Origin of the sequence: Nonomuraea sp. N2-4H, from assembly GCF_045291505.1 — a bacterium.
Lineage (GTDB): Bacteria > Actinomycetota > Actinomycetes > Streptosporangiales > Streptosporangiaceae > Nonomuraea > Nonomuraea fastidiosa.
Window position 1 is genome coordinate 701,180 of sequence record NZ_CP147987.1, and the last position, 14,749, is coordinate 715,928.

Consider the following 14,749-nt stretch of genomic DNA (forward strand, 5'->3'; position numbering starts at 1 on the left):
CAAGCCTGGTACCGCGAGGCTCGCAGGGACCTCCAGCGTCATTCACAAGGGGTGACTGAGGAGAGGTCCCACCTCAAGGTCGAGGGCGGACCACCCGCCCAGAACGGGGCCGCGCGGCTGCTGATGCCGATGATCGACGCGCATCGCAGGCCGCGCGGCCCCTACACCTTGGCCGCCGCCCTCCTCGGCCACCTGGTGCCGGCGGCACTGCGGGACGCTCCAGAACTGGTGGCCGCGCACGACATCGAGATCCTGGCCGCCGCGCCCGAGCTGGCCGGCGACGTGCCCGTGCGGCGCGGCACGATCGACGCCGGGCTCTCCGACGAGGAACGCATCCTCGTGCCCGCACCCCGCCGCACGCTGCGGCTGGCCAACGGGATCGCCGAGTTCGTCCGCGACGCCGTGCCGCCCGGGTCGGCCATCGCCGTGTGCAACGCGGCCGCCGCCGACCCCACCGACGCCGAGCTGCTCGACGTGCTGATGCGGCGCGTACCGCCCGGCATCCTGGCGATCACCGTCTACTCCGGCGGCCCCGAACCCCCGCCGGGGCCCAGCGACCCCGAGGAGCTGTGGCCGCTCGTCGATCGCTGCATGCGCGAAGGGTTCCTGCACGCGGCCATCGAGCTGGGCCGGCTGGGCATGGCGCGCACGGAGGCGGGCGGATCCCGCTGGTGGGACTTCGCCCAGCGCACCGCCACCGCGCTCGGCGGGCTCGGGCGCACCGACGAGGCCCGCGCGCTCTGGGACCGCGTACGCGTGGCCGGCCAGGACCCCGCCATGCACGCCGCGGCCGCGTACGGCACCGCCATGCTCGACGCCCGCCACCCCGACCCCGCCCGGCGCGACCTCACCCGCGCCCGCGCCTGGATCAACCTCGCCATCGCCATCTCCGGCCTGCTGCCCGACCCCGCAGAGCGCGCCTTCAAGCTCGGCTTCGACCGCAACGGCCTGGCGCTCGTCGAGCTGCGCGAAGGCCGGATCGACGCCGCGCTGTCCCTCGTCGAATCCGCCATCGAGCTGGCCCGCGAGCTCGGCGCCCGGCACCCCGTACACCGGATGGTGCTGCTGGCCAACCGCGCCCAGTTACTGGCCGCTCAGGGGCGCCACAAGGAGGCCCTGGAGGACTACGCGGCCGCGATCGCTCTCGACGCCGGCTTCCCCGACTACTACCTGGAACGCGGCAACCTGCTCTTCCGGCTCGGGCGGCACGAGGAGGCGCTGGCCGACTTCGAACAGGCCATCGCCGCCGGGCCGCCGCTGCCCGAGGCGTACTACAACCGGGCGGAGCTGCGTACCGTGCGGGGCGACATCGACGGAGCCCTCGCCGACCTGACCCGCGTGATCGAGCTCGACCCCGGCTACCTGGACGCCTACATCAACCGCGCCGGGCTGCTCGCCGCGCTCGACCGCGACGACGCGGCCAGGGCGGACGTCGAAGCCGGGCTCGCCCTCGCACCCGGCAACCCGCACCTGCTCACCGTGCTCGGCCAGCTGGAGACCGCCGCCGGCCGCTTCCCCGAGGCCGCCGCCGTCCTCGGCCTCGCCGTGGAACACGCCCCCGACCTGGCCGCGGCCTGGGGCAACCGTGGCATCCTGCGCTACGCGACCGGCGACCTGGAAGGCGCCCTCGCCGACCTCACCCAGGCCATCACCCTCGACCCTCAGCCCGACCTGTACACCGACCGCGCCATCGTCTTACGCGCCATGGGCCGCCACCCCGAGGCCGCCGCCGACGACCACCGCGCCGCCGCACTGTGACGCCGTCCACGCGTTGACTCGCCGGCAAGGCACGGACCGGAGGCCGCGCCGTGCGCCCACCGCGCTTGCCTGCCCGACATCGCCTCGCGCCGCCCGCCCTCGCCGCGCCTGGGCGACGTCGTCTCGCGCCTGCGGTCGCCTTTCCGCCCTTGTCCGCGAGACCGTTGGCGCGATCCTGTCCGCGCCCGGCGGGGCGGCCCTGCACGGCACCGAGCCCATCGCATCCGTGGGGCGCAGGCGGGGAGGGCCGTCGCCGATTCACCCGTTCTCATGTCCCGCCCCGCTCGGCGTGGGCAGGGCGGCGCGTTCTGCGTGGTGGGAGCATGTAGGGCATGGGGCGGCGAATCGGGCGGGGTGCCGCGGTGTGCGGGGCGCTCGGCGCGTGGTGGTGGGCGAGCGTGCGGCTGGCCTGGGCGGGCGTCGGGTGCGGGGACTGGGGGTGCCTGGTTCCGGCCATCGGCGTGGTCGCCGCCATCAGCCTGGCGCTGCTGGCCGTCGCGGCGTACGCGCTGGACGGGGCGGACGTGCGCCCCGGACGGCGGGTGGCGCTGGTCGCGGCGGGGATGTACGTGGTGTTCAGGCTCGCGGCGGAGCCTTTGCCGTCGTGGACGTCCACGCTCGCGCACCTGGCGGCCACCGGTGCGATGTTCGCCGGGGCGGGTGCGCTGGCGGCGTACGTGACGGAGCCCCGGACGTCGCGTGGAGGGCGGATCGCCGCGATCGCGGGAGTCATCGCGCTGCTTCCCGCCGCTCTGGCGATCACCCTCACCCTGTACGACCTGTGACGAACCCTCTTATCCGTGTACGGCCGACGGCCCGGATGGCGCGGGGCGGGCGGCCGGTGGGTCTACGGTTGGGGCGTGAGCTTCAACGAGTTGCTCGACGACCTCGACCAGAGCGCCGGAGCCCAGGCGGCGGGCATCAGGCGCGGCTACGGCGGGCCGCCCGCCCGTACGGTCGAGGTCAGCTCGGGCTTGACCAGGCTGCGCTGCGCCTCCCTGCTCAAGCCCCTGTACGCGTGGGTGGCGGCCGGCCGCATCGCCGACGCCGAGCGGTGGCGCCGGCACGCCGAGCCCGCGGTGGTCGTCTCGTCCAACGCCGACACGCTCGCCCTGTGGCTGTCGGTCGGGCCCCGCGTCATCCTCGACGACCTGTACGAGCGCACCGGCGTGCGCTGGAGGCCGCCCAACGGCGACCCGTCGCGGTTCGGCTCGGTCGAGGTCGCGGCCGGCGAGGTGGCCGCCGCGTACGCGGTGCTCGCCCAGGCCGCCGCGACCGGCGACCCGGTGGCGGCCGCGGTGCTGGGCTGGATGACGGAGGTGCCGGAGTCGCAGACGTTCGGGGCGCGCCAGGCGGTGGGCAGTGCGGATGCCGCGGTCAAGTGCGGCTGGTATGGCGGCCCCGACGAGACGTGCCTGCGTACGCACGCGGTGGCGGTCGTGCCGCAAGGAGGCACGAGGGTGAGCGTGGTCGTGGCCATGACCGCGCTGCCCTACACCGACCCGTACGAGCGCGAGGTCTACCGCGAGCGGGTCAACACCGGCATGTCCGTGGAGGACCGGCACGAGAAGCTGGCGGGCGAGCTGCTGCGCGGCCTCATGACGCGGACGATGACCGAACTGGGCCACACCGAGCGCTGAGCGTCGAGCCGCGGCCGCCCCGAGCGCCCAGCCCGGAGCCGGGTCAGGCCGGAGCCGGGTCAGGCCGGACGCTGAGCGGTGAGTCAGGTTGCGTTGAGCGTGGGGTCAGGTCGAGCGCTGAGCGCGGGGTCAGGTCGGGCGCTGATCGGGGAGCCAGGTCGACGTTGAGCGTGAGGTCAGGCCGGGCGCTGAGCCCGCTTCAATGCCTCGATGATCTGCGCGAGCTCCGGCGGGTCGACGCCCTCCGGCAGCTCCTCGGCCCACACATGGCCGCGGAAACCGGCGACCTCCTCGTCGGTCAGCGCACTGGGCACCACGGCGGGCCTGGCCTCGTCGAAGCGGGCGAGGTAGAACGGCTCGCGCCGCACGTACCGTACGCCGAGCCAGGTGAAGTCGCGATCGATCTCCACCATGTGCTCCGACACCGCCGCGCCGGGCAGCCCGGTCTCCTCGGTCAGCTCACGCTTGGCGGCCTCCAGCGGGCTCTCGCCGGGTTCGAGCCGGCCGCCGGGCGGCTCGAAGATGTCGATGCCGGCGATCCAGTCGTACCAGTGCATCAGCAGCACCCGGCCGTCGCGGTCGAGGCAGACGACGCGGGCGGCGGGGGTGTCCTGGACCTCGGTCATGCGTCCTCGGCGATCACGAGCGCGAGCAGCCCGGGGAAGCGCTCGTCGAACTCGGCGCGGCGCAGCCGGTTGAGGCGGCGCGCGCCCTCGTCGCGCTGCTCCAGCAGCCCGACGTTGCGCAGGACCGAGAAGTGGTGGCTGAGCGTGGACTTGGCGACGGGCAGGTGGTTGAACGTGCCGCAGGCCCGCTCCCAGTCGGGCACCTCGGCCAGCTCGCGCACGATGCGGCGGCGGATCGGGTCGGCGAGCGCCTCGAGGGCGGCCTGGAGCGTGACCTCGGCGGGCGCGGTGTGGGTGAGCCCGCGGGCCCTGCTCGACGTGGTACGCACGTTCTGTTCCATCTCAGTCGAACATCCTACCTGCGGGTTCACCGCTTCATGGCCCCGTCGGCGATCGCGTCGGCCGCCTCGCCGATGGCCACGCCCACGATCTCCAGCCGCCGCACCAGCTCCCGTTCCTTCATGGCCTCGGCGGACAGCTCGCCGGAGAAGATGCGGGAGATCTCGTACTGGTACATGCGCCGGATGGCGCCGCCCGCCTTCTTCGCCTCCAGCGCGTCCTGGGCGACCACCGAGGGCCGCGAGGTGAGGTTGCGCACGGCGTTCTCCAGGGCGTCGATGCCGACGATGACCTGGTCGAGCAGCGGCGTGAAGCGGATCTGGTCGGGCACCCGGTACAGGTGGGACTCGCGGACGAAGTCGCGCAGCGAGTCGAGCACGTCGTCGATCGAGCGCGAGAGCCGGAACAGGTCCTCGCGGTCGATGGGGGTGACGAGGGCGGTCTTGAGCTCGTCGATGAGGCGGGCCCGCTCCTCGTCGCCGAGGTGCTCGATCGAGCGCATCTGCTCGTGCGCGCCCGTTCTGCCGACCTCTCCGCCGATCATGGCCATGGCCAGCCACGCGCCCTCTTTCGTGGCCTCGAGCTGGCCGAGCAGCGCCTCGGACAGCGCGCTGTCCATGCGCCCTGTCATGAGGTCCCGGATCCGCCTCAGTCGTTTCACGTACGCACCCCCACTAACGAGATCGTCACGACAGCCTCACGCCCGCGAATCCCTTCACCAGTAGTGCGAGGCCCCATCCCAGGAGCCCGCTGGCCGGCAACGTCAGCAGCCAGGCCGCCGCGATCTTGCTCGCGGCGTACCAGCGGACCCGCCCGCCGCCTTGCGCGACGCCCGCGCCGATGAGCGCACCGGCGATGGCCTGGGTCATGCTCACCGGCATGCCGGCCGCCGCGGACGCGATCACGGCCGTGCCGGCCGACAGCTCGGCGGCGACGCCGTGCGGGGGCCGCGAGACGATGATCTCGCGGCTGAGCGTGCGGCCGCCCCTGGGCAGCCCGTACATGGTGCCGATGCCGAACAGCAGCGCGACCAGCACCGTGTACTGGACGGGCGCCCCCGTGAACCCGGCCGCGACCATGAACACGGCCAGCATCTTCTGGGCGTCGTTGGCCGCGTACGCCAGCGTCTGCAGCAGGAACCCGGCCCAGTGCCAGCGCCACAGGCCCCTGGCGGTGGTGGCGGCGACCAGCACCCGGATGAGCACCCACGCCAGCAGCCCGCCGACGAAGGGCGCCGCGATGCCGAACGCCAGCACCAGCGCGACCGACCCGCCGGAGACCGGCAGGCCCCAGCCGAGCCCGGCCCCGGTGAGCCCGCCGACCACGGCCAGCGTCAGGCTGGTCGGGCGGCCTTTCGCGCTGAGCACGGTCACCACGATCAGCGCGGCCACGACCGCGATCGTCATCGCGGCGCGCCCGCCGGGGTCGTCGAAGGAGGCCAGCCGGTTGACGAACGTCAGCGCCACCTGGTGGGTGAGCAGCGGCACGGTGGCCACCGCGACGACGAGCACGGCGACCCCGGTCACCGGCCGCACGGTGGGCAGCTTGAGCCCCGTCGCGACCAGCGCACCGCCGTCGTTGACCCCTGAAATCACGGCGAACAGACAGGCCACCACGATCAGTACGACGGCGTCCAAGGAAACGTGCTCCATCTCCGCCCCGCCGGCCTGCGACGAGGCAATTCACGCCACCTACGGTATCGGTCCAGGTTTCAACCGACTTAACTACCCTGGAACAGAACCAACAGCATCACTGCCTCGGGACTTCCCGGGTACCCTCGACGGTGACCGCCCAGCCCGGAAGTCTGACGCTCGGGGGCGGCCCATTGTTCGAAGTCCGCGAGAGTGAAGGCATGACCAGCCCCGCCGAATACATCCTGACGCTGTCCTGTCCCGACCGGCCCGGCGTCGTGGCCGCCGTCTCCGGCCTGCTCGCCGGACACGGTTGCAACATCATCGAGAGCCAGCAGTTCGGCGACAGGGTGGGGCAGCGCTTCTTCATGCGCGTGCAGTTCTCGGCGCCGCTGGGCGAGGACGAGCTCAACGCCGCTTTCGCCGCGCTCGCGCCCGACTTCGCGATGGAGTTCACGGTCCGCGACGTGGCCAGGAGGCCGCGCGTGATGATCATGGTGAGCAAGTTCGGCCACTGCCTCAACGACCTGCTCTACCGGGTACGGTCCGGGACGCTCGGCATCGAGATCGTCGCCGTCGTCTCCAACCACCCTGACCTGCGGCCGCTCACCCAGTCGTACGGCATCGACTACCACCACCTGCCGGTCACCCCCGAGACCAAGCCCAAGCAGGAGGCCGAGGTGATGGCGCTGGTCGAGCACTACCAGGTCGATCTGGTGGTGCTGGCCCGCTACATGCAGGTGCTGTCGGAGGAGCTCTGCGAGAAGCTGGCGGGGCGGGCCATCAACATCCACCACTCGTTCCTGCCGTCGTTCAAGGGTGCCAAGCCCTACCACCAGGCCCACAACCGCGGCGTCAAGCTCATCGGCGCGACCGCCCACTACGTGACCGCCGACCTCGACGAGGGCCCGATCATCGAGCAGGAGGTGGTCAGGGTCAACCACAGCCACTCGCCCGAGGACCTGGTGGCGATGGGGCGCGACGTCGAGTGCCTGACGCTGGCCAGGGCGGTCAAGTGGCACGCCGAGCAGCGGGTGCTGCTCGACGGCCACAAGACGATCGTCTTCCCGCGCTAGGACCGGTACGTCCTGGAGCCCGGCCCTTGAGCTCGGTTCTATAGCCCGGTGTGCCGGGCGAGGAAGGTCAGCGTGTCGGCCCACAGGTCCGCCGACCTGCTGACCGCGCGGGCACCGTGACCCACCTCGGCCTCGTTGCGCAGCAGCACCGGCTTCCCCGAGGCGGAGGCGTGCTGCAGCGCCGCGCACATCTTCCAGGCGTGCAGCGGGTGAACCCGCGTGTCGGACTGGAAGACCGTGAACAGCGTCGCCGGATAGTCCACTCCCTCCTTGACGTGGTGGTAGGGGGAGTAACCCAGCAGCCACTGGAACTGCTCGGGGTCGTCGGCGGAGCCGTACTCGACGTTCCAGGTGGCGCCGAGTCCGAACTTCTCGTACCTGATCATGTCGAGCAGCGGCGCCGAGCAGACCACGGCCGCATACAGCTCGGGACGCTGCGTCAGCGCCGCGCCCACCAGCAGGCCGCCGTTGGAGCCGCCGGAGATGCCGAGCTGCTCCCGCGTGGTGACGCCGGTGGCGATGAGGTGCTCGGCGGCGGCGTGGAAGTCGTCGAACACGTTCTGCTTGTCGGCCAGCATGCCCGCGCGGTGCCACTCCTCGCCCTCCTCGCCGCCGCCGCGCAGGTTGGCGATGGCGTAGACGCCGCCGGCCTCCACCCAGGCCAGGATCGAGGCGGAGTAGCCGGGGGTCATGGACAGGCCGAAGCCGCCGTAGCCGTACAGGATGGTGGGCCGCGGGCCGGACGCCTCACCCGCCGGCGAGATGATCAGCATGCGGACGTCGGTGCCGTCCTTCGAGCGGTAGACCACCTGCTCGGTACGGACCGGCGGCACCTCCACCACGCCCGGCGAGGCCGCCCACAGCGTGGTCTCGCCCGTCCGCGCGTCGTAGCGCTGCACGGTGGGCGGGGTGGTGTTGTCGGTGTAGCCGAACCACGCCTCGTAGCCGCCCTCGGGACGCTCGGCGATGCCGCCGATCGTGCCGAGCCCCGGTGTCGGCACCTCGCCGATGCGCTCGCCGGTCGCCAGGTCGTGCACGGTGATCTCGCTGATGGCGTGGCGGGTCCAGCCCACCAGCATGACCGGGCGCTCCAGGTCGTCGAGGATCGCGAAGTCGGACAGCACCGCCTCGGGGTCCTCGGGGATCAGGTCGCGCCAGCTCTCGAAGCCCGGCTCGGACGGGTCGGTGACGCACACCCGGCCCCGCCGCGCGTCGCGGTCGGTGTGGATGTACAGCTTGCCGTCGCGGCCGAACACCAGCCCGGTCTGCGCGTCCACGCCCTCCTGCACGACCCGCAGCTCGGGCCGGTCGATCGGCGAGGCCGTCAGGTCGGCGACCCACAGGTCGTTGCGCGGCGCGGTGCCCTCATGGGCCGAGATCTGCAGCCAGCGACCGTCGCGGGAGACCGAGACGCCGTAGTAGTTGGTCATCTTCAGGCCCTGCCCGAAGATCATCACGTCGTCCTCGGCGGAGGTGCCGACGCGGTGCAGGTAGACACGGCGGTGGAACTGCCGCTCGTCCTCGGGCACCTCGTGCGCCGGCAGCCGGCGCACGTAGTAGAACGCCTCGCCGCCCGGCAGCCAGGCCACGGGGGAGTAGCGGCAGCGGTCGATCGGCCCCTCCACACGCTCGCCCGTGGCGACGTCCATGACGTACAGGACCGACTCCTCGTTGCCGCCCACCGAGAGCTGGTAGGCGAGCAGCCGCCCCTCCTTGTCGGGCTGCACCGCGTCGAGCGTGGTCAGCCCCGACGGGTCGATCGCCGTCGGGTCGATCAGGGCGCGCTCGGTGCCGTCCGGCTCGACCACGTAGTAGACGGCGTGCTCCTTGTCGGGCGTACGCCGGGAGAAGAAGTAGCGATCGCCGCGCCAGGCCGGCACCCCCACAGAGCCGGACTTGAGCAGCTCGGCGATGCGGTCCTTGAACCGCTGCTCACCTCGCTCCTGGGCGTACAGCTCGGCCTGCGCGTTCAGCCACCCCTTGGTCTCGGGGCTGTCCGGGTCCTCGAGCCAGCGGTACGGGTCGGGGACGGGGGTTCCGTGCAGGATGTCGACGGTGTCTTCGCGGCGTGCGCTCGGGTACGGCTCTCGCGTCATGGACCGAACCCTACTGCCAACGGGCATGCGTAAAGTGCTGGTCGAGCGGGCATAAAACGTATCGTGCGTCCCACTGGTCATTCCAGGGTGAGATTTTTTGGGGTGGCGGGGACCGCGGTGCAAACGCCAAACTGGGTGACAGGACGGTGCCGTGGTGACCACCCGTCGGGCCGTCCGGCGGAGGTCCATTGTGACGGAAGCACGAGTGCCCCAGGAGGGGTCGATAGACGGGACATGCCGCGGCATGTCCCCTTTGATACGCGCGCAGTACGGAGAGGCCCGATAATGCGCCAGGTCCTGCTGCTCAACGCCACCTACGAGCCCTTGACCACCTTGTCGCTGCACCGGGCGATCGTCCTGGTGCTGCGGGACAAGGCCGAGGTCGTCCACCGCGACGGCCGCGGCGCGGTGCTGCGCTCCGCGAGCCGCACGCTCGACGTGCCCTCGGTGATCAGGCTCCGCAGATATGTCCGTATCCCCTACCGTTCCCGCATTCCGCTGACCAGGGCCGCCCTCATGCGGCGCGACGACTACCGCTGCGCCTACTGCGGGCAGAAGGCCGAGACGATAGACCACGTGATCCCCCGGTCGCGAGGCGGCACCCACACGTGGGAGAACTGCGTCGCCTCGTGCACCACGTGCAACCACAGGAAGGCCGACAAGTACCTCGAGGAGCTGGGGTGGACGCTGCGCGTGCGCCCCGCGGTGCCGAGGGGCGCCCACTGGCGGCTCATCGGCGCCTCCCTCGTCGGCGACCCGCAATGGGCGCCTTACTTGGAAGCCGCCGCATAAGTCCGGCATAACACCACATTGAGGGTGGAGGCCGCGCCTGACAGCATGGTCAGGCATGTGGACCTTCACCTCGGACGTCGAGGAGTACGCCGCGGTCGCCGAGCCCTTCCTGCTCGGCGACCCGGTCCGCAATACCGTCGCGCTCACGGTGCTGGCCGCTCTGCGCGCGGGCATGCCCGCCAAGGGCGCCCGTTTCGGCTGGTGGACGGTCGACGGCGAGGTGCGCGGCGCGGTCTTCCACACGCCGCCGCATCCCGCCGGGCTCTTCGCGGTGCCCGTGGAGGCGGTCGCCCCGCTGGTGGCCGGGTTCGGCGGCGATCTGCCCGTGGCCGTCGGCCCGCTGGACGTGACCGCCGAGGTCGCCCGGCTGCTCGGCGCGCCCAAGCGGGTGCTCTCCGAGCGGCTCTACCGCCTCGGCACGCTCGCCGTGCCCGACGTCGCGGGCCGGGGCCGTCCCTGCGTGCCCGGCGACTTCCCGCTGCTGGTGAGCTGGTATCACGCCTTCGGCGAAGAGGTCGGCATGGGCGAGGGGGACGAGGTCGAGCGGGTCGCCAGGCGGCTGGCCGGCAGGGAGCTGTTCGTGTGGGAGGCCGACGGCGTTCCCGTCGCCATGGCCGCGCTCTCGCCTGCCTGTGGCGGGGTGTGCCGCATCGGGCCCGTCTACACGCCGCCGTCACGCCGCAGACGCGGTTACGGGGCCGCCGTCACGGCGTACGCCAGCCGTACGGGGAGGGACGAGCGCGGGGCCGAGGTCGTGCTCTTCGCCGACCTGGACAACCCCACCAGCAACGCCATCTACCAGGCCATCGGCTACGAACCGGTCGGCGACTACGCCCATGTCATGTACGCCTGACGCGGTTACCATGGCTGCATGCCGCGTTACGACTTCAGATGCCGCGCCTGCGGCTCCACCTTCGAGGTGTCCCGTCCGATGTCGGCCTCCGACGACCCGGCCGTCTGCCCCGAGGGCCACGACGACACGGTGAAGCTGCTGTCCACGGTCGCGATGACCGGCAGCGCCGCCGCGCCCCGAGCGGGCGGCGGCTGCTGCGGGGGCGGGTGCTGCGCCTCCTAGCCGGTCTCTCGGCCGGTTGTCACTGTGGTCCTCCGGCCGGTCGCCGCTCCGGTCCTCCGGCCGGTCACCGTTCCGGCCTCGCGGCCGGTCATCGCTGTGGTCCTGCGGCCGTGCTCCGGTCGCCGCCGGCCAGCCCGTGGCGGCGGCGACCGCCATCCTCGCCATCCGCTCGACCGTCGCGACGCCCGCCTCCATGGTGGGGCTGCGCTCCGACAGCACGGCGATGACGAGGTCGTGGCCGGCGACGATGAGCCGGCCCACGCTGTTGACCGTCCACAGCCCGCCGTGCTGCTCGGCGGGCAGCCAGCCGTTCTTGAGCGCCGCCTCGCCGCCCGCGGCCGCCGCGCTGACGCCCCACGCCTGCGACGGCTCCACCGACGACATCAGCTCCAGCGCGTAGCGGCGCGCCCGGTCGGGCAGCGGCCCACCGGGTACGAGCAGCCGCTCCAGCACCTCCACCTGCTCCGACGCCCGGCTGCGGGTGTAGCCCACCTCCGTGGCCGCGCCCGGTTCGATGTGTCTGACGCCCAGCCTGCGCAGCGTGCGGGCCAGGCCGTCCGCCCCGCCGACCGCCGCGTAGAGCTCGCGGGCGCAGTGGTTGTCGCTGTGCCGGATCATCTGCGAGACCAGGCGCCGCTCGGACGCGCTGAGCCGCCGGTCCCGCGCCCGCATCAGGAACGCCAGCAGCACGTCCACCTTGGCCACGCTGGCCAGCAGGAACGAGGCGCGCTCCCGAAAGGCGTAGCGGGCGCCCGTGGTGCGGTCGTGGACGGCCAGCGCCGCCCGGCCGGGACGCCCGCGCAGATAGCGCTCAAGCCGCCGGTCGAGGGCCCGCCACACGTCGGCGGGCGGCGCGCTCTCGGCCGGCGCCGGCGCGTGCTGGACGGGGAGGCTCGGGGGCGGCGCCGCCTCCTTGGTCCCGGCACTGCCGGGGAGGGCGAGCAGCAGGGCGGCGAACAGCGACAGCTCCCGTACGCGCATGTGCGGGAGCCTGCCAGCCGCCACTTCAACGGCCGGGACGTCGCAGGTCAAGCCCCGGCCAGATCTCGCGCCGCGCCCAGGGGCGACCGGGTGTTACGCGGCGTTGGACGCGCGCCGCTTGCGGCGCTGGAACGGCAGGAAGCGGTCGGCGAGGTGCGGCCTGGACGGCGTCAGCGTCGGCTCGACCGCGATGATCCGGTCGAACCTGAACGCCCTGATCGCCCGGCGCATCCGGCACACGCCGACGAGGTACCAGTATTCGCGGTGCACCAGGCACGTCACCGGCTCCACGTCACGGACGGTCACGTGACCGGAGGCGTCGCGGTAGTGCAGGCGGACGTTGAGCCGGCTGGTGATGGCGTCGGCCATGAGCCTGGCCCGCGCGGCGACGTCGGCGGGCAGCGGCTCGGTGAGGGTCGTGAGCGTGGTGGCGATGACGTCGTCGTCGAGGTCGAGGTGCTGGAAGGCGTGCTGCAGGCCACGCCGTGCGGTGACGGCCTGCGGCCCCGCCCCGAGGTGGGCGAGGGAGAGAGCGAGGGCGGCGATCTCGGCGGTCGTCAGCGGGCGGGAATCGTGCTTCACGACTGTCGTCATACCCCAACAATAGAGATGACCGCCGACAGTTTTCGAAAGTCTGTCCGGAAGGACAGTCCTCTCATCAGGCGCTGCAGGAAGGGTGCTCCACAGCCGGTCCGGCCGGAGGCGCGGCAGGTCGAGCGGGATGAGGCCCGCGCGGAAGGCCAGGACGAACGACGAACGGCTCCGAGCCGGACGCCACGACCGCGTTCATGGAAGAACCCCCGCCGGAGGGCGGCGGGGGTTCGTTCCGTCAGAGGTCAGCGGGAGAGCTGCGAGAGGTCGCGAGAGGCGCCCGTGGAGGCGGACGTCGTCATCGCCGCGTACGCCTGCAGCGCCGCGCTCACCGGCCGGTTGCGGTCGCGCGGACGGTAGCCGCCCAGGTCGGCCAGCAGCCGCTCGCGCCGCCGCGCCAGCTCGTCATCGGAGACCCGCAGCTCCAGGGTCCGGTTGGGGATGTCGATGTCGATGATGTCGCCGTCCTCGATCAGCGCGATCGCCCCGCCCTCGGCCGCCTCGGGGGAGGCGTGGCCGATGGACAGACCGGAGGTGCCGCCGGAGAAGCGCCCGTCGGTGATCAGCGCGCACGCCTTGCCCAGGCCCTTGCCCTTGAGGAAGGACGTCGGGTAGAGCATCTCCTGCATGCCGGGGCCGCCCTTGGGGCCTTCGTACCGGACGATGACCACGTCGCCGGCCTTGACCCGGCCGCCGAGGATGCCGTCGACGGCCTGCTCCTGCGACTCGAACACCACGGCGGGGCCGCTGAACTTCCAGATCGACTCGTCCACGCCGGCGGTCTTGACCACGGCGCCGTCGCGGGCGATGTTGCCGTACAGGACGGCCAGGCCGCCGTCTGCGGTGTAGGCGTGCTCGATGTCGCGGATGCAGCCGTTCTCGCGGTCGAGGTCGAGGGTGTCCCAGCGGTTGTCCTGGGAATACGCCTTGACCGTGCGGACGTTGCCGGGCGCCGCGTGCCACAGCTCGACGGCCTCGGGCTTGACCGACGGCGAGCGCACGTCCCAGGCGGCCAGCACGTCGCCGAGCGTGCCGCCGGCGACCGTGTTCACGTCGCGGTGGATCAGCCCGGCCCGGTCGAGCTCGCCCAGGATGGCGGGGATGCCGCCGGCGCGGTGAACGTCCTCGACGTGGTACTTCGCGGTGGCGGGGGCGACCTTGCACAGGCACGGCACCCGCAGCGAGAGCTCGTTGATCTCCTTGAGCCCGAAGTCGACCTGCGCCTCGCGGGCGGCGGCCAGCAGGTGCAGGATCGTGTTGGTCGAGCCGCCCATGGCGACGTCGAGTGCCATCGCGTTCTCGAACGCCTCGCGGGTGGCGATCGAGCGCGGCAGCACCGACTCGTCGCCGTCCTCGTAGTAGCGGCGGGTGATCTCGACGAGCTTCCTGCCGGCGTCCTCGAAGAGCTGCTTGCGGGCCTTGTGGGTGGCCAGCACGGTGCCGTTGCCGGGCAGCGCCAGGCCGATGGCCTCGGTCAGGCAGTTCATCGAGTTGGCGGTGAACATGCCGGAGCACGAGCCGCAGGTCGGGCAGGCGTTCTCCTCCATCTGCAGCAGCTCGGCGTCGGAGACGGAGTCGTCGGCGGAGGCGATCATGGGGTCGATCAGGTCGAGCTTCTTGCCGGGCGTCTTGCCGGCCTCCATGGGACCGCCCGACACGAAGATCGTCGGGATGTTCAGCCGGAACGCCGCGAGCAGCATGCCCGGCGTGATCTTGTCACAGTTGGAGACACAGATCAGCGCGTCGGCACAGTGGGCGTTGACCATGTATTCGACGGCGTCGGCGATCAGCTCGCGCGACGGCAGCGAGTAGAGCATGCCGCCGTGGCCCATGGCGATGCCGTCGTCGACCGCGATCGTGTTGAACTCGCGGGGGATCGCCCCGGCCTCCCTGATCGCCGCGGACACCACATCGCCCACCTCGCGCAGATGCACATGACCGGGGACGAACTGCGTGAAGCTATTGGCCACCGCGATGATGGGCTTGCCGAAATCGCTCCCGGCTACGCCGGTCGCCCGGAGCAGGGCCCGGGCACCGGCCATGTTCCTGCCATGGGTGACTGTACGTGACCTGAGGGCGGGCATTGGCGCTTCTCCCATCGCTTAGTGAGTCTTCACATGGTACGACCACCGCCCGGTAAATGA

The 14,749-nt window shown here is 72.1% G+C and carries 14 protein-coding genes and 1 pseudogene; 7 read left to right on the forward strand and 8 right to left on the reverse strand.

Going from position 1 to position 14,749, the window contains the following annotated elements; genetic code table 11:
• Positions 1 to 51 precede the first annotated feature (51 nt).
• The 3 genes from WBK31_RS03210 (at position 52) to WBK31_RS03220 (ending at position 3,398) form a co-directional block, all read left to right on the forward strand.
• A complete protein-coding gene (locus WBK31_RS03210) occupies positions 52 to 1,758 on the forward strand; it encodes a tetratricopeptide repeat protein (RefSeq protein WP_406674307.1) in 1,707 nt (568 codons plus the stop codon).
• Positions 1,759 to 2,090: 332 nt separating this feature from the next.
• Positions 2,091 to 2,543, forward strand: a complete 453-nt coding sequence (locus tag WBK31_RS03215) for a hypothetical protein (protein ID WP_364057782.1) — start codon at positions 2,091 to 2,093, stop codon at positions 2,541 to 2,543.
• A gap of 75 nt (positions 2,544 to 2,618) precedes the next feature.
• On the forward strand, positions 2,619 to 3,398 hold the full coding sequence (locus tag WBK31_RS03220; protein WP_364057779.1) for a hypothetical protein: 780 nt from the start codon (positions 2,619 to 2,621) through the stop codon (positions 3,396 to 3,398).
• A 176-nt stretch (positions 3,399 to 3,574) separates the two neighbouring features.
• Here the strand turns inward: WBK31_RS03220 and WBK31_RS03225 are convergent, their stop codons facing one another.
• From WBK31_RS03225 to WBK31_RS03240, 4 genes are all read right to left on the reverse strand, one after another.
• The gene (locus tag WBK31_RS03225) at positions 3,575 to 4,024 is read right to left on the reverse strand and encodes an NUDIX domain-containing protein (protein ID WP_406674308.1); all 450 of its coding nucleotides are present in this window, start codon (positions 4,022 to 4,024) and stop codon (positions 3,575 to 3,577) included.
• Entirely contained in the window at positions 4,021 to 4,353 is a 333-nt protein-coding gene (locus WBK31_RS03230) for an ArsR/SmtB family transcription factor (RefSeq protein ID WP_406674309.1), read from the reverse strand. The genes WBK31_RS03225 and WBK31_RS03230 overlap by 4 nt, the downstream gene beginning before the upstream one ends.
• A 38-nt stretch (positions 4,354 to 4,391) precedes the next feature.
• On the reverse strand, positions 4,392 to 4,982 hold the full coding sequence (locus WBK31_RS03235) for a DUF47 family protein (protein ID WP_364057770.1): 591 nt from the start codon (positions 4,980 to 4,982) through the stop codon (positions 4,392 to 4,394).
• A gap of 67 nt (positions 4,983 to 5,049) precedes the next feature.
• Positions 5,050 to 6,000, reverse strand: a complete 951-nt coding sequence (locus WBK31_RS03240) for an inorganic phosphate transporter (protein WP_364057767.1) — start codon at positions 5,998 to 6,000, stop codon at positions 5,050 to 5,052.
• 215 nt (positions 6,001 to 6,215) lie between these two features.
• Here WBK31_RS03240 and purU point away from each other — a divergent pair, with 215 nt between their 5' ends.
• The gene (gene purU / locus WBK31_RS03245; protein WP_364057764.1) at positions 6,216 to 7,070 is read left to right on the forward strand and encodes a formyltetrahydrofolate deformylase; all 855 of its coding nucleotides are present in this window, start codon (positions 6,216 to 6,218) and stop codon (positions 7,068 to 7,070) included.
• Positions 7,071 to 7,108: 38 nt separating this feature from the next.
• Here purU and WBK31_RS03250 read toward each other — a convergent pair whose 3' ends face one another.
• Complete coding sequence (locus tag WBK31_RS03250) at positions 7,109 to 9,166, reverse strand: prolyl oligopeptidase family protein (RefSeq protein ID WP_406674310.1); 2,058 nt, start codon at positions 9,164 to 9,166, stop codon at positions 7,109 to 7,111.
• Between the two features lie 285 nt (positions 9,167 to 9,451).
• Between WBK31_RS03250 and WBK31_RS03255 the strand changes: the two genes are divergently transcribed.
• From WBK31_RS03255 to WBK31_RS03265, 3 genes are read left to right on the forward strand one after another with little or no spacing between them, the layout of a single operon-like run.
• Positions 9,452 to 9,958 (forward strand): HNH endonuclease, encoded by a 507-nt coding sequence (locus tag WBK31_RS03255; RefSeq protein ID WP_364057758.1) that lies wholly within the window; start codon positions 9,452 to 9,454, stop codon positions 9,956 to 9,958.
• 55 nt (positions 9,959 to 10,013) lie between these two features.
• Positions 10,014 to 10,811, forward strand: a complete 798-nt coding sequence (locus tag WBK31_RS03260; protein WP_406674311.1) for a GNAT family N-acetyltransferase — start codon at positions 10,014 to 10,016, stop codon at positions 10,809 to 10,811.
• Between the two features lie 18 nt (positions 10,812 to 10,829).
• Complete coding sequence (locus tag WBK31_RS03265; RefSeq protein ID WP_364059533.1) at positions 10,830 to 11,033, forward strand: zinc ribbon domain-containing protein; 204 nt, start codon at positions 10,830 to 10,832, stop codon at positions 11,031 to 11,033.
• Between the two features lie 225 nt (positions 11,034 to 11,258).
• Here WBK31_RS03265 and WBK31_RS03270 read toward each other — a convergent pair.
• From WBK31_RS03270 to ilvD, 3 genes and pseudogenes are all read right to left on the reverse strand, one after another.
• Positions 11,259 to 12,014: pseudogene (locus WBK31_RS03270) on the reverse strand (serine hydrolase); the annotation flags it as partial.
• Between the two features lie 93 nt (positions 12,015 to 12,107).
• Positions 12,108 to 12,608, reverse strand: a complete 501-nt coding sequence (locus WBK31_RS03275) for a WYL domain-containing protein (protein WP_364057752.1) — start codon at positions 12,606 to 12,608, stop codon at positions 12,108 to 12,110.
• A 242-nt stretch (positions 12,609 to 12,850) separates the two neighbouring features.
• Entirely contained in the window at positions 12,851 to 14,689 is a 1,839-nt protein-coding gene (gene ilvD, locus WBK31_RS03280) for a dihydroxy-acid dehydratase (RefSeq protein WP_378784725.1), read from the reverse strand.
• Between the last annotated feature and the right edge of the window lie 60 nt (positions 14,690 to 14,749).

Coding starts and splice junctions, on each gene's coding strand:
- WBK31_RS03215 (WP_364057782.1), top strand. CDS start 2,091: ATGGGGCGGCGAATCGGGCGGGGTGCCGCGGTGTGCGGGGCGCTCGGC.
- WBK31_RS03225 (WP_406674308.1), bottom strand. CDS start 4,024: ATGACCGAGGTCCAGGACACCCCCGCCGCCCGCGTCGTCTGCCTCGAC.
- WBK31_RS03235 (WP_364057770.1), bottom strand. CDS start 4,982: ATGGACAGCGCGCTGTCCGAGGCGCTGCTCGGCCAGCTCGAGGCCACG.
- purU (WP_364057764.1), top strand. CDS start 6,216: ATGACCAGCCCCGCCGAATACATCCTGACGCTGTCCTGTCCCGACCGG.
- WBK31_RS03250 (WP_406674310.1), bottom strand. CDS start 9,166: ATGACGCGAGAGCCGTACCCGAGCGCACGCCGCGAAGACACCGTCGAC.
- WBK31_RS03255 (WP_364057758.1), top strand. CDS start 9,452: ATGCGCCAGGTCCTGCTGCTCAACGCCACCTACGAGCCCTTGACCACC.
- WBK31_RS03260 (WP_406674311.1), top strand. CDS start 10,014: ATGTGGACCTTCACCTCGGACGTCGAGGAGTACGCCGCGGTCGCCGAG.
- WBK31_RS03265 (WP_364059533.1), top strand. CDS start 10,830: ATGCCGCGTTACGACTTCAGATGCCGCGCCTGCGGCTCCACCTTCGAG.
- WBK31_RS03275 (WP_364057752.1), bottom strand. CDS start 12,608: ATGACGACAGTCGTGAAGCACGATTCCCGCCCGCTGACGACCGCCGAG.
- ilvD (WP_378784725.1), bottom strand. CDS start 14,689: ATGCCCGCCCTCAGGTCACGTACAGTCACCCATGGCAGGAACATGGCC.